Here is a 13,388-nt window from a genome sequence, read left to right as displayed (position 1 = left end):
CGGGTTCATCCCGGTGGGAACAGCGGTCTCAGATTGACGGTGGGGGTCACCGCGACCGGGCACCAGGCTTCGAGCAGCGCGGTCTGGGTGACCGGTCCCAGCAGAAGGCAGGCGGGTGATTCGTTTCCCCGGTTGCCGAGCACAAGGAGCGTGGCGTCCTTGGTCGCGTCGATCAGCGCGCGCTGGGGCCGCTCGGTCACGAAGTCCGCCGTGACCGGTACATCGGGGTGCCTGCGAGCCAGCTGGGACGCGACCTCATAGAAGCGGGCTTCCGCTCCCTTGCGCAGCGCGTGCGAATCCACGAAGGGAAGCGGCTCCTGCCACGACGATGATCGGCAATCTCCCCAGCAGCACAGGGCCGTCAGGGAGCCGCCGCGCAGCGCGGCCTCGTCCAGAGCGAGATCGAAGGCCGCCAGGCTCGCGGGTGAGCCGTCGATGCCGACCACGATCCGGACGTCCTGGCCGCTCCGTCGCGGGAGGGGCCGTACGACGACGACCGGCCTGACACTGTGCGCGGGCACCTGCACGGCGGCCGACCCCACCTGAAGGCCGTCGAACCCGCCCCGCCCGCGCGACCCGAGCACGGTCATCTCCGCCTCGCGCGTGGCCTCCAGGAGCACGGCCGAGGGGGTACCTCTCCCCAGCAGCGGCTGGGCATCCACCTCCGGAGCCAGGGCCCGGGCACGGTGGACGCCCTCGTCCACGACGGCGAGGGCGACTTGCTCGATCTGCGTCAGGACCTCCTGTGCGACAGGCCTGAGCACATAGGGCCAGTGCAAAGCATGACAGACCAGTACGGGTAGTCCACGCAGCCGCGCCTCTTCGACCGCCCAGTGCAGCGCCTCATGGCTGCCAGGCGAATCGTCGTAGCCGACCAGAATGGGCCGACCAGCGTATCGATCGCTCACCGCGCCGCCTCCTGGAAGAGGAATTTCTCGGTCCATGCGGCATTTCCCCCAAGCCGATGAGATGAGACCCATGGGCGATGAAACTCTTGGCCCTGTCTCGCTTGCCTTAGTCCACCCCGGACGGCGCTGTCAGCCGCACGGCGGTGACCTTGTATTCGGGGCACGACGTCACGGTGTCACCCCACCCGGAGATGAGGGTGTTGACGCCGCCGGCGGGGAAGTGGAAGGCGCAGAAGAGCTGGCCAGGCGCCATGTCGTCGGTGGTGCGGGTGACCAGCCTGGCCCGGCCGTGGCGGCTCTCCACCACGACGGGGTCGCCGTCGCGCAGACCGTGGCGGGCCGCGTCGGCGGGGTGGACGTCGAGCCTGTCCACGGAGTCGAGCCGGAGATTGTCCGTGCGCCGGGTCATGCCGCCGGAGTTGTAGTGCGCCCAGCGCCGTCCCGTGATCAGCACCAGAGGGTAACGGTCGTCAGGCTGCTCGCCCGGCGGCAGATAGGGCGCGGCGCTGAGCTGAGCCCGGCCGTCGGGTGTGGCGAAGCGTTCTCGGTAGAGGGTGGCCTGTCCGGGCCGGTCGGGGTCCGGACACGGCCACGCGACAGCGCCTTCGCGGTCGAGGCGCTCATGAGACAGCCCCGCGAAGACGGGAGCGATTCGGCCGCACTCGGCCAGCGCCTCCGCCGGCGTGGGACATCCCAGCTCGGCGCCGAGCACCGCGGCGAGCGCGTGGACGACCTCGAAATCGGTGATCGCCTCTCCCGGCGGGCCGAGGGCGGCTCGCACCCTTTGGAAGCGACGGTCGAAGTTGACGAAGGTGCCCTCCTTCTCCAGCCAGGACGCGACCGGGAGCACGACGTCGGCCCTGCGGGCGGTCTCGGACAGGAACAGCTCGTTGCAGACGACGAGCGGGCAGGCCTCCAGCGCCTGGATGACGTGCGTACTGTCCGGGTCGGTGGCGCACACGTCTTCTCCGATGACCCACAGCGCCCGTAGTTCCCCGGCGCGTGCGGCGCCGAACATCTCCGGGATGCGCAGTCCGGGTCGCCGGGGGACCGGCCTACCCCATACCTGCTCGGCTCGGGCACGGGCGGCGGGGTCGGTGACCTTCCCGTATCCGGGCAGGAGGTCCGGGAGCGCGCCCATGTCGGAGGCGCCTTGGACGTTGTTCTGGCCGCGCAGTGGGTTCACGCCGAAGCCGCTGCCGGTCCCGACCGCTCCGCGCAGGATCGCCAGGTTGGCCAGGGTGCGCACTCCGTCGGTGCCGTGCAGGTGTTCGGTGACGCCCAGTCCGTAGATGATCGCCGGTCGTTCGGCCCGGCCGAAGAGCCGGGCGGCGGCGACGATGTCGTCGGCGGGGACGCCGGTGATCTCGGCCGCCCGGTCCGGGGAGTAGTCCGCCAGCAGAGTGGTGAGCTCCGGCAGGCCGGTGGCTCGGCGGCGCAGGAACTCCTCATCGATCAGGCCCTCGGCGAGCAGCACGTGGGCCAGCCCGTGGAAGAGGGCGACGTTGGTGCCGGGCCGGGGCCGCAGGTGAACGTCGGCGTAGCGGGCCAGGCCGACCATCCGGGGATCCGCCACGACGAGCCGTGCACCGCGCAGGACCCGCTGGAGCAGCCGCGCGCCGACCACCGGGTGCGCCTCGACGGGGTTGGCGCCCACCAGCAGCAGGCAGTCGGCCGTCTCCACGTCGTCGAAGCGGTCGGTGCCCCCGGACAGGCCGAACGTCGCGGTCAGCCCGGCGGCTGATGGGGCATGGCACAGCCTGGAGCAGTTGTCGACGTTGTTGGTGCCGATCACGACGCGCATGAACTTCTGGATCAGGTAGTTCTCCTCGTTGGTCGCCCGAGCCGAGGAGATCGCCGCCACCGCGTCGGGGCCACCCGCGGCGACCGCGGCCCGTAGTCCTCGGGCGACGTGTTCGAGAGCGTCGTGCCAGCTCACCGGCTCCAGCCGGCCGGCGCGGCGCAGCAGCGGCCGGGTGAGGCGCTCGGGCGAGCGCAGGAAGCCGTGGGCGAAGCGGCCCTTGACGCACGCGTGCCCGCGGTTGACCGGGCCGTCGCGATCGGGCAGCACCGCGACCACCTCGCCGTCGCGGGTGAGCACGTCCAGCGAGCAGCCCACCCCGCAGTAGCCACACGTGGTGCGGGTATGTGCCGCCTCCGGTGCGCTGCCGCCGATGGGCAGGCCGGGCTCGGTGAGCGCGCCGGTGGGGCAGGTGTCGACGCAGCCACCACAGGCGACGCAATCGGAGTCCGCCCACGCTCCGCCGGTGCCGGGCGCCACCACTGTGTCGGAACCCCGCCCCACCAGGGTGAGCGCGAAAGTGCCCTGCACCTCGGCGCACATCCGCACACACCGGCCGCAGGCGATGCACAGGTCCCGGTCGAGGTGGACGTAGGGGTGGCTGTCATCGCGTCCCCGGCCGCCGAGCCCTCGGGCGGCCCGCGGCGCGATCCCCAGCGATTGGCAGACCCTGGACAGTTCGCCGCCGCCGGCGTCACCGATAAGAGCGTAGGACGGCAGAGCCGAGACGATCAGCTCGACCGCCTCGCGGCGCAGCGTCCGCAGATCGTCGGCCGCGACCTCGATCAGGGCGCCGTCGGTGGCCGGGGTCACGCACGCGGCCACCACCTTTCCGCCGGATCTCACCAGGCACGTACGGCAGGAGCCGACCGCAGTCAGCCGATCATCGTGGCACAACGTGGGCAACTCGCCGCCTACCGCGCGCACGGCATCGAGCACCGAGGCGTCATCCGCCACGTGAGCGGTCACACCGTCGACCCGAACTCTCACCGGTCCCACCCCGCCGGCCGCTCGCCGTAGGCGCGGGCGAGAGCGCGTACCGCCGCCGGTACTCGCCGACCGAAGGCACACAGGCTGGCCTCACCCATGACCCGGAGCAGCCGCGCGTACTCCTCACCTGGCGGTGCGCCGCTCCGGACGATCTCCAAGCCGCGCCGGGACCCGACCCGGCACGGCGAGCAGGCCCCGCAGCTCTCAGCGGCGGCGAACTCCCACAGATGCCGCAGCACCTGCTCGGGCTCGACATGCTGGTCGAAGGCGACCAGTCCGGCATGACCGAGCGCCGCGCCACGGCCGGCCAGGCCCGCCTCCGACAGCGGCACGTCGAGCTGGTCGGCGGCGAGAAACCCGCCCAGAGGCCCGCCGACCTGCACAACCGTCAACTCCGAACCCTCACGCGGGCCGCCGCCCAGCTCGGCGACGATCCTGAGCACCGGCATGCCCAGCTCGACCTCGTAGCAGCCAGGCCGAGCGAACCGTTCCGACAGGCAGACCAGCTTCGTGCCGGTCTCCGACGGTGTGCCGCGTGCGGCGTAGGCGTCCCCGCCGTGAGCGATGATCCACGGGACCGCGGCCAGCGTCTCGACGTTGTTGACCACCGTCGGGACATCCCACAGCCCTCGCCGCGTGGGGTACGGCGGACGCGGCCGGGCACAGCCGCGCCCCCCTTCGAGCCCGGCGACGAGGGCGGTCTCCTCACCCGCGACATAAGAGCCCGAGCCGGCGACCACCTCGACATCGAGATCGACATCAGTGCCGTGGATCCGCCGCCCCAGATGCCCGTCGGCTCGCGCCCGCTCGACCGCGATCCGCATCCGGGCCAGCGCGCGTGGATACTCCGACCGGACCAGCACCACGCCACGGCGGCTCCCGCAGGCGAAACACGCCAGCGCCAGCCCCTCCAGGACCCGTCCCGGATCAGCCTCCATCAACAGCCGGTCGGCGTACGAACCCGGATCACCCTCATCGCCATTGGCCACCACCACCGTGTCAGGCGAACCCCCCGCGGCGGCCCACTTGGCGGCCACCGGGAAGCCCGCTCCGCCGCGCCCGCGCAGCCCGGAGACCGACACCTCGGCAAGGACCCGCTCGGGCGTGCGCGTCCGCACGACGCCGGGCCACACCTGCCAGGCGTCAGCTCCCTCGACGACACCGGCCAGCAGCACGGGAGCGCCGGTGGCGTCGAGGGCCGGTATCGGGGGAGCCTGGGGTTCCGCGCGGCCGGAGAGCTGGTCGGCGAGCGTCGGGCCGGTACACGGCGTGTCGCCGTCGAGACAGGCAGGGCCCGTATAGCAGTAGCCAAGACAGCGGACGCTCTGCAGCGAGACCTCCCCGTCCGCGTCGACCTGGTCCGCCCGAACGCCGAGCACTCCCTCCACCTCGGAAAGATGCCGGCCCGCCCGGGCGGCGAAACAGGCCGCGGCGGTACAGATCCGCACATGACGGTGACCGTGCGGAGCCGCCAGGTCGGCGTAGAAGGTGGCCGGCCCGAGCCCCGACGCCGCCGGCAGGCCGAACCGCTCGGCTACCTCGGGCGCCCACGCCTCCGCGGGTCCCCGCCCAGCCTTCGCCGCCTCGGACAAAGACTCCAGCAGCCGAACGCCAGGACGCCCACGACGCTCAGCCAGGGCACGGAAAGCGTCGAATCGGCTGCCTGACCCCATGTTCCCCATCATGACCCCACACCTGTGAGTCACACGCAGGCGCTCGTCATCATTGGGCAAGGTCACGCCCACGATGGCCGTTGACCGGCATCGGCGGCACGCTCGACGAGGGCCGGAAACGCCGGCTGATGATGGCCGGGCTCACCATGAGCGGCTCGCCCCGTCCCGGTCAGTGCGATTTCACCGGCGGGCGGGAGGGATGCAGGATGCGATCAAGCCGGACGGCGGCGTAGCCGAGGGCGGACAGCGCGGTGACGATCAACAGCTCGCCCAGAGGCAGCGGTTCGGTGCCGAGCAGCTCGCGCAGCGGCGGCACGTACAGTCCGGCGAGCTGCAGGACGAACGCACCCGCGACGGCGAGCAGCAGCATGGGGTTGGCCAGCGAGCCGGGCCTGGTGCGGGAACCGAGCGCGACGCCGAGCTGGGTGGCGCCGAGTGCGAAGAAGGCCATGCTCTGCCACGGACGCCCCGTCTGGTGGGCCCAGACGGCGACGCCCAGAGTGACGGCGGTCAGGACGACGGCGATCCGGATCACGCGCTGCCACAGCCCGGCGCCCAGGATGCTCTGGGAGGGCGGCCGTGGTGGGGTGGTCATGGCTCCGGGCACGGCCGGCTCGCCGCCGAGGGCCACGCCCGGCAGTCCGTGCGTGAGCAGGTTGATCCACAGGATCTGGGCGGGAAGCAGGGGGAGCGCGAGGCCGGCGAACGGCCCCAGCAGCATCACCGCGATCTCGGCGGCCCCGCCCGAGAGGCCGTAGACCAGGAACCGGCGAATGTTGGCGTAGACGCGGCGGCCCTCCTCGACGGCCGCGACAACGGTGTCCAGGTTGTCGTCGGCGAGCACGAGGTCGGCGGCCTGGCGGGCGACCTCGGTGCCGCGTCTTCCCATGGCCACGCCGATGTCGGCACGGCGTAGCGCCGGTCCGTCGTTGACGCCGTCACCCGTCATGGCGAGGGTCTCGCCGCGCTTCCGCAGCTCCTCGATGATCTCGAGCTTCTGTTCCGGGGTGGCACGGGCGTACACCCCGGCCGCGGCCTGGCCGGGTGCTCCGGGATCCCGGCAGTCCACGACCGGGTCGCCGGCGGTGATGATGCCCAGCTCGGTGGCGACGGCTCGAGCGGTCCCGGGGTGATCGCCGGTGATGAGGAGCGGTCTTATGCCGGCCTGCTTGCAGGCGGCGATCGCGGCGGAGGCCGCCGGACGCGGCGGATCCAGGATCGCGACCAGTCCGAGCAGCGACAAGCCGCTCTCCCGCGCTGTTTCCGGAACGGTGTCCAGGTCGGCGCCGGCCACCGCCAGGACCCGGTATCCCGCCTGGGCGAGTTGCTCGGCCCGTTCGGCCGCGCGGGCCAGCAGTGCCGGGTCGTCGATCAGGACAGCGGGACGGAGCAGCGCTTCGGGTGCTCCCTTGCAGATCACTCGGCCCCCGCCATCGGGCAGGCGGTGCCCGGTGGTCATCCGCTTGCGTTCACTGTCGAAGGGACGCTCGGCGACGCGCGGGAAACGCCCCTGCAGTTCCTTGCGGTCCAGGCCGAGCTTGGCGGCGGCGGCGAGCAAGGCCGCCTCGGTCGGGTCGCCCAGCGCCGTCCACTCCTCGCCGGCGTCCCGCGGCGGCGACAATCGCGCGTCATTGCACAGTACGGCCGCCGTCAGCAGGTCGGTGAGGCCCGCTCCGCCCGGCGAGCCGTCGACCACGACCTCGCCGTCGGGCGCGTATCCGGAGCCGGTTATCGTGGCCTCCCCCATGGGGGTCCAGACGTGCCGGGCGACCATCCGGCCCTCAGTGAGAGTCCCGGTCTTGTCGGTGGCGAGCACCGTCACCGAGCCCAGCGTTTCCACGGCGGGCAGCCTTCGTACGAGAGCGTCGCGCGCGGCCATCCGGCGAGCTCCCAAGGCCAGGCTCAAGGTCACGACGGCGGGCAGCGACTCGGGCACGGCCGCGACCACCAGGCTGATCGCGGTCACCACCATCAGCTCGACCGGTTGCCCACGGACCAGCCCCAGGGCCAGCACCACCGCGGACAGCAACACCGTGACGCCGGCCAGCAAGCGGCCCACCCCCATGAGCCGCTGTTGCAACGGCGTCAGACCGGCTCCCTTGACCATCATGGACGCGATACGGCCGCTCGCGCTGGCCGCCCCGACGGCCGTGACCATGGCCCGGCCACGCCCTCTCACCACGACGGTGCCCGAGGAGACCGGATCGCCGTCGGCCTTGTCCACCGGCGCCGACTCGCCGGTCAAGGACGACTCGTCGATGAGCAATGCCGCCGACTCCACCACTCTGGCGTCGGCCACGATGACGTCGCCTTCGGCCAGCACCAGCAGATCTTCCACGACGACCTCGGCCGCCGGGATCCGCGCCTGGGACCCGTCGCGGACCACGCGGGCCACCGGGGCCGTGAGCTCGGACAATGCCGTGATGGCCCGGTCAGCGCGGATCTCCTGCGCGACCCCGACGGAGGTGTTTACCACGACCACGAGCATGATGACGGCGGTGTCGGCCCAGTCGCCCGAGACGATGGTCAACGCCGCCGCCACGAGCAGGACGACGATCAGCGGATCGCGAAGCTGGGCGAGCACCCGCCGCCACAACGGAACGGGCGGCTTCTGCGGGAGCAGGTTGGCCCCGTCCCGCTCCAGACGCACGGCCGCCTCCGCGGACGACAACCCAGAGGGTGCGGGTATCACCATGTCTTCCTCTCTGATCTGTCGTCGTCCGGTCGGCCGCATCGGGGCACCGCATCCTTTCCCTACCTGTTCTCGCAGGTGACGAGCTGTCAAACCAGCAACGAAAGTCCCATTCGGACAGGGCCGAATGGCAGGTGTCTCGCACAAGCGGCGGTGCCTGCCAGGCCGCGTTCACCAGCCCATCATTCCGCCCATGCCCGGCCACGACGTCGGTGAGGACCCGCCCGGCCGACCCCACATGTGGCCGGGCATGGTCGAACCGCCGAACCAGTCGGCCAGATACCGCTGCATCTGGAACATCTCGGCGTGCTGGGTGTCGCGGATCTTGGCGGCGAGGGTGGCGACCCGCGGATGCTGGGCGTGGCCGGAGGCCAGCAGGTACTGGGACATCATGATCGCGGTCATGTGGTGCGGAATCATGTCGCACAGGAACGTCTCATCCAGGGCATCGCCGGACAGCTTGGACAGGTCGCGCATCATCGGCTGGTAGCGGGTGCCCGTCGCCCGCCCCGGATACCAGGTGGCCAGCCACGTGTTCATGGTGGCGATCTCGGCGTTCTGCGTGGCGACGATCGAGGCGCCCAGGGCGCGCATCTGGGCCCGGCCCGAGCGCTGCAGTTGCTTGGCCGCGGCCACCGCTTCCTGGTGGTGGGCGACCATTTGGGTCAGATAAGCAGCCTCGTCGCTCACCCGCACGCCGTGCATCGGGCCGCCTGGCCCCATCATGCCCCAGCCGGTCTGGCAGACGGTGGACTGCCCGGCCGCCTGCCGCCCGATGGCATCGTCGGCGGTAGCCATGGCGATGCCGGTCGCCGCGGTTGCCGCCAGCAGCGATCCGGCCGTGATTCCGACCAGTATCGAGCGTTTCATCTCGGCCTCCGAACTCTCATCGAGGGGTTCTCCGCTACCCACGCTGAGGGAAGCTCGGTGCCCGGCACAGGGTCATAAGACCCGGATGGCCCGGACCAAGGCCACCAACCGGGCCCTTTGGTGAGGTTTGCGGGTGAATGGCCGCGGTGTCACCGATGCTGCTCACCCGTCACTGGGGCGAACAGGGTCCTTCGGCTCTTGCCTGACGGACTTCCGGCCCTGCACCGAGGCTGTGTGAGCGGGTCGGATGGAGAGGTGACGGAGGAAGGAAATCATGATCGTCGTGGGGGTGGATGGCTCGATGGTTGCGCGGGCCGCGGTGGAGTGGGCGGTCAATGACGCTCTGCGGATGGGGGAGTCGTTGCGGATCGTGCATGCCGTGGACCGTTCGCCGTATCAGATCGGCAGGTTCCCCAATGCCGCGGTGCCTGACGCGCTGTTGCGGGAGGGGCAGCGGATTCTGCGGGAGGCGCTGGCGCTGGCTCATGAGCGTCAGCCTGAGGTCGAGGTCACGACGTGGGACATCGAGGGCGCGCCGGCTGAGGTGTTGCGTGAGCAGGCCAAGGGGGCGGCTGAGATCGTGCTCGGTAGCCGTGGGCTCGGGGGGTTCGCCGGTGCGTTGCTGAGTTCGGTCAGTACGCATGTGGCGGGTCATGTGGGTTGTCCCGTTGTGGTCGTGCGTGGCGATCACCGGCCGGTTCGCGGGGAGGTGGTGGTGGGTGTGGATGACTCGCCCGGGTGCGAGCCCGCGCTGGCCTACGCCTTTGGGCAGGCCGGGCTGCGGGGGGCGGTGCTGAGGGTGGTGCATGCCTGGCAGTTGCCGGTGCATGCGTACGCGCCGGGGGTGCCGTACGAGATGGATGAGGTTCGTGGCGCGCAGCAGCAGATCGTCCGTGATCGGGTGGGAATGTTCACGGGGGGTTACCCGCAGGTGACGGTTGTTGAGGACGTTCGGCCGGCGCTGCCGGTGGAAGCGCTCACCGACGCGTCCGCCGGAGCCGATCTGCTGGTGGTGGGCTCGCACGGCCACGGCACGGTGAGCGCGATGCTGCTCGGCTCGGTCAGTCGCGGCGTCCTGCACCACACCCGTTGCCCGGTGGCGGTGGTGCGCGCGTAGAGGGACGTTCGCCCATGCCACCCGTGGCGGCGTTACCAGAGAGATGAGGAGGCAGAGATGTCCATCAAGGTCAAGGATGTCATGAGGAACGTCGCCATCGCGGTTCGGGAGGACGCGTCGTTCGCCGAGATCGTACGTACGATGCGCCGGTACACCCTGGGGGCGGTCAGCGTGATCGATGCCGATGGCCGTCCTGTGGGGGTCGTTTCCGAAGACGACCTGTTGCTCAAGGAGACGGGCCCGGTACGGCGCAGTGCCTCGATCTTCGACGGCCGTAAGCGGCGTGCGGAGCAGGAGAAGGCGGCCGCGATCACCGCGTCGGCGCTCATGAGCACGCCCGCGATCACGGTGACCCCGGGAACCTCGGTTCGTGAGGCGGCGCGGCTGATGCACGACAAGCGGATCAAGCAGTTGCCGGTGATCGACGTGGTCACCGGGCGCATCACCGGCACCTTGCACCGATCAGACGTGCTGCGCGTCTTCAGCCGTTCGACGGGCGAGCTGGAGAGAGAGATCAGGGCCGTGATCGGTGACCTGAGGTCGGTGTCGGCAGGCGTCTCCGGTGGTGTGGTGCGGCTCAGCGGCCGGGTGACTCGCGGCTCCGAGGCCATCCGGTTGGTGGAGGAGATCCGCCGGGTGGAGGGCGTGATCGACGTCGTCTCGGAGCTGACCTACGACAGGGCCGACCAGATCACCGTCCCGCCACTGCTGTAGGAGCCGCGATGGCTGCTTGTGCGTCTGCCTGATTCAGACGGGTACGGTCCAGGTCAGCCGCGTGCCTCCCTGCCGCGGTACGTCCAGCTTCGCGGAGCCGCCGAGCTGGGCGGCGCGTTCCTCGATGTTGCGCAGGCCGCTTCGACGGCCGCCCTGCCCGATGCCGACGCCGTTGTCCGATACCACGAGCGTGAGCCCGTTGCCGTCAACCTCGATGGAGACATCGGACTTGGCCGCCCTGGAGTGGCGTACCAGGTTGGACAGGGCCTCGCGGAGGACGGCCAGCAGGTGTTCGGCGACGGGTTCGGGTACCTGGTTGTCGATCTGGCCCTCCATGCGCAGGCCGGGCATGAAGCCCAGGTGTTTGCCGGCGTCCTCGATGAGGTCGACGATGCGTCCGCGCAGGCTGGGCTCGCTGTCGTCCCGGGGCGCCTGCAGGGCGAAGATGGAGGAGCGGATCTGCCGGATGGTCCCATCCAGTTCGTCGATGGCGTGCTGGAGGCGTTTGGCGCCCTCGGGCCGGTCTACCAGGCGGACGGTGCTCATCAGCGTCATGGCGGTGGCGAACAGGCGTTGGATGACCACGTCGTGCAGGTCTTTGGCGATGCGGTCGCGGTCTTCGAGCAGCCCGAGACGTTCGGCGTCGCGGCGGGCCTCGGCCAGCTCCAGCGCGATGGCTGCTTGGTCGGCGAAGGCCTGCAGCATCCTTTGGTCGGCTCCGCTGAACGGCAGCCGGCCCGAGCGTTTGGTCACCGCCAGGACGCCGCGTACCTCGGGCGCGGCCCCCAAGGGCACCATGAGCCCTGGCCCGTAGCCCAGCTTGCGCAGTGGCGAGTCGGGGTAAGGAGCGCTCTGCATGTCGCCCTCCACCATCGGTTCGCCGTTGGTGAACACCTCGCCCGCCAGCGTGCTGGCGATGTGGAAGCTTGTGCCGATGAGCTCCTCGGCGCCTGAGCCTTCGGCGACCGCGACGGCCAACGACTGCCCGGACCGGTCGGGTAGCAGTACCTGGACCAGATCGGCGTCGATCATCTGCCGGGCTCGGCGGGCCATCAGGGTGAGCACCTCGTGTGGGTCGTCGCCGGACAGCAGGCTGGTGGTGATCTCGGCGGAGGCCTCCAGCCAGGTCTCGCGCCGTCGGGTCTGCTCATACAGGCGGGCGTTCTCCACCGCGACGCCCGCCGCCGTGGCGAGCGCGATGACGATGGCCTCGTCCTCGTCGTCGAACTCGGCGCCGTCGCGTTTTTCGGTCAGGTACAGGTTGCCGAACACCTCGTCGCGTACCCGGATCGGGACACCGAGGAAGCTGCCCATCGGCGGGTGGCCGGGCGGGAAGCCGTAGGACTCGGGATGGTCGGAGATCCGCTTGAGCCGCAGCGGGCGAGCGTCCTTGATCAGCAGGCCGAGCAGCCCGAGCCCGTGCGGCCAGTGCTCGATGCGGGCGATCTCCTCCTCGCTCAACCCGACCGGGATGAACTCGAGCAGGGTATTGTCCTGCCCGACCACCCCCAGCGCGCCGTAACTGGCATCCACCAGCGTGGTCGCGGTCCGTACGATGCGCCGCAGCACCGTCTCCAGGTCAAGATCACTGCCGACCGACACGACGGCTTCGAGCAGCGCGTGCACCCGATCCCGGGTGGCCAGCACGGCATTGAGCCGCACCTGCAGCTCGGCCAGCAGGTCATCCAGCCGCATGTGCGGCATGAGGGGATTGCCCTCGGACTCGGCCATAGTCGCGAGTTTGGCATCTGGACGGCATGACGCCTACCCCGATTCGGTGGCCGGGCGGCGTGCGGCGCGTGGTAGCTGGAGCGCCTGCCCCGCGCGTAGCCAGTCCAGCGGCTCGTCCGTGGCGGTGGTTGCGTCGGAAGCCGCGAGGGGACCAAGGTCCTCAAGCCGCGGGTCGTACGGCACTGCCCCGGCAAGAGGGCAAGCGGTGTGCTTTGGAGGTGACGAGAACGACGAACCCGCACTGAAAGGGGGCCATCATGGTCGCCACCGTCAACAAGCCCGTTTTGGAGAACGGCCCTGTCGCCGCGCACCGCCCCGTCGACTACGTTTGGGCGATCACCCGAATCTCGATCGGGTGGATCTTCCTGTGGGCGTTCCTGGACAAGACCTTCGGCTGGGGCTTCGCCACTCCGGCCGGCAAGGCCTGGATCTCGGGTGGCAGCCCGACAACCGGCTTCCTCAAGGGCACCGGAGAGAACGCGCTCGGCGGGTTCTTCAGCTCGCTGGCCGGCCAGCCGTGGGTGGACTGGCTGTTCATGCTCGGCCTGCTCGGCATCGGCGCCGCGCTCATCCTGGGTGCCGGCACCCGGATCGCCGCGGTCACCGGCACGCTCATGCTGGTCCTGATGTGGGCCGCCGAACTGCCGCTGGCCAACAACCCGTTCCTGGACGAGCACCTCATCTACTCCATCGTCCTGGTCGGCCTGGCCCTGGCCAACGCCGGCGCCACACTCGGGCTGGGCACCCTGCCGATCGTCCGGCGTACCGCCTGGCTGAAGTAGCCGCCCACGACCAAGCGCCCGCCTCCGGCAACGGAGGCGGGCGCTTGGCGTCATCCGCGATGGCCGGCCCGGTCCGCGCGCCACTATCCGGCGCTGCCGTCAACACGCTG

9 protein-coding genes are annotated in these 13,388 nt (G+C 70.7%); 3 read left to right on the top strand and 6 right to left on the bottom strand.

The features are described 5' to 3' along the window. Positions 1 to 5: 5 nt before the first annotated feature. The 5 genes from ACIBO2_RS32725 to ACIBO2_RS32705 form a co-directional block, all read right to left on the bottom strand. Positions 6 to 908 carry a universal stress protein gene (locus ACIBO2_RS32725; protein WP_397301858.1) on the bottom strand — a complete coding sequence of 301 codons (903 nt, stop codon included), beginning with the start codon at positions 906 to 908 and terminating at the stop codon, positions 6 to 8. A 106-nt stretch (positions 909 to 1,014) separates the two neighbouring features. Then, on the bottom strand, positions 1,015 to 3,699 hold the full coding sequence (gene fdhF, locus ACIBO2_RS32720) for a formate dehydrogenase subunit alpha (RefSeq protein WP_397301856.1): 2,685 nt from the start codon (positions 3,697 to 3,699) through the stop codon (positions 1,015 to 1,017). Continuing rightward, entirely contained in the window at positions 3,696 to 5,372 is a 1,677-nt protein-coding gene (locus ACIBO2_RS32715) for an NAD(P)H-dependent oxidoreductase subunit E (RefSeq protein ID WP_397301853.1), read from the bottom strand. The genes fdhF and ACIBO2_RS32715 overlap by 4 nt, the downstream gene beginning before the upstream one ends. A 169-nt stretch (positions 5,373 to 5,541) precedes the next feature. Then, positions 5,542 to 8,067, bottom strand: a complete 2,526-nt coding sequence (locus ACIBO2_RS32710) for a cation-translocating P-type ATPase (RefSeq protein WP_397301850.1) — start codon at positions 8,065 to 8,067, stop codon at positions 5,542 to 5,544. A 168-nt stretch (positions 8,068 to 8,235) separates the two neighbouring features. Then, on the bottom strand, positions 8,236 to 8,934 hold the full coding sequence (locus ACIBO2_RS32705) for a DUF305 domain-containing protein (protein WP_397301847.1): 699 nt from the start codon (positions 8,932 to 8,934) through the stop codon (positions 8,236 to 8,238). A gap of 274 nt (positions 8,935 to 9,208) precedes the next feature. On the opposite strand from ACIBO2_RS32705, the gene ACIBO2_RS32700 reads away from it, so the two are divergent. Then, the gene (locus tag ACIBO2_RS32700) at positions 9,209 to 10,051 is read left to right on the top strand and encodes a universal stress protein (RefSeq protein WP_397301844.1); all 843 of its coding nucleotides are present in this window, start codon (positions 9,209 to 9,211) and stop codon (positions 10,049 to 10,051) included. Between the two features lie 57 nt (positions 10,052 to 10,108). After that, positions 10,109 to 10,765, top strand: a complete 657-nt coding sequence (locus tag ACIBO2_RS32695) for a CBS domain-containing protein (RefSeq protein WP_397301841.1) — start codon at positions 10,109 to 10,111, stop codon at positions 10,763 to 10,765. A gap of 33 nt (positions 10,766 to 10,798) precedes the next feature. Here the strand turns inward: ACIBO2_RS32695 and ACIBO2_RS32690 are convergent, their stop codons facing one another. Next, positions 10,799 to 12,496 carry a GAF domain-containing protein gene (locus ACIBO2_RS32690; protein WP_397301838.1) on the bottom strand — a complete coding sequence of 566 codons (1,698 nt, stop codon included), beginning with the start codon at positions 12,494 to 12,496 and terminating at the stop codon, positions 10,799 to 10,801. Positions 12,497 to 12,753: 257 nt separating this feature from the next. Here ACIBO2_RS32690 and ACIBO2_RS32685 point away from each other — a divergent pair, with 257 nt between their 5' ends. Next, positions 12,754 to 13,278 (top strand): hypothetical protein, encoded by a 525-nt coding sequence (locus ACIBO2_RS32685; RefSeq protein WP_358543721.1) that lies wholly within the window; start codon positions 12,754 to 12,756, stop codon positions 13,276 to 13,278. The last annotated feature ends 110 nt before the right edge of the window (positions 13,279 to 13,388 follow it).

Source organism: Nonomuraea sp. NPDC050022 (assembly GCF_044460705.1).
GTDB lineage: Bacteria > Actinomycetota > Actinomycetes > Streptosporangiales > Streptosporangiaceae > Nonomuraea.
This window is presented reverse-complemented; position numbering and strand designations above follow the sequence as displayed.

Bases quoted from the DNA above. Each gene is read 5' to 3' on its own strand.
- ACIBO2_RS32685 (WP_358543721.1), top strand. From the start codon at position 12,754: ATGGTCGCCACCGTCAACAAGCCCGTTTTGGAGAACGGCCCTGTCGCC.
- ACIBO2_RS32690 (WP_397301838.1), bottom strand. From the start codon at position 12,496: ATGGCCGAGTCCGAGGGCAATCCCCTCATGCCGCACATGCGGCTGGAT.
- ACIBO2_RS32705 (WP_397301847.1), bottom strand. From the start codon at position 8,934: ATGAAACGCTCGATACTGGTCGGAATCACGGCCGGATCGCTGCTGGCG.
- ACIBO2_RS32700 (WP_397301844.1), top strand. From the start codon at position 9,209: ATGATCGTCGTGGGGGTGGATGGCTCGATGGTTGCGCGGGCCGCGGTG.
- ACIBO2_RS32715 (WP_397301853.1), bottom strand. From the start codon at position 5,372: ATGGGGTCAGGCAGCCGATTCGACGCTTTCCGTGCCCTGGCTGAGCGT.
- ACIBO2_RS32695 (WP_397301841.1), top strand. From the start codon at position 10,109: ATGTCCATCAAGGTCAAGGATGTCATGAGGAACGTCGCCATCGCGGTT.
- ACIBO2_RS32710 (WP_397301850.1), bottom strand. From the start codon at position 8,067: ATGGTGATACCCGCACCCTCTGGGTTGTCGTCCGCGGAGGCGGCCGTG.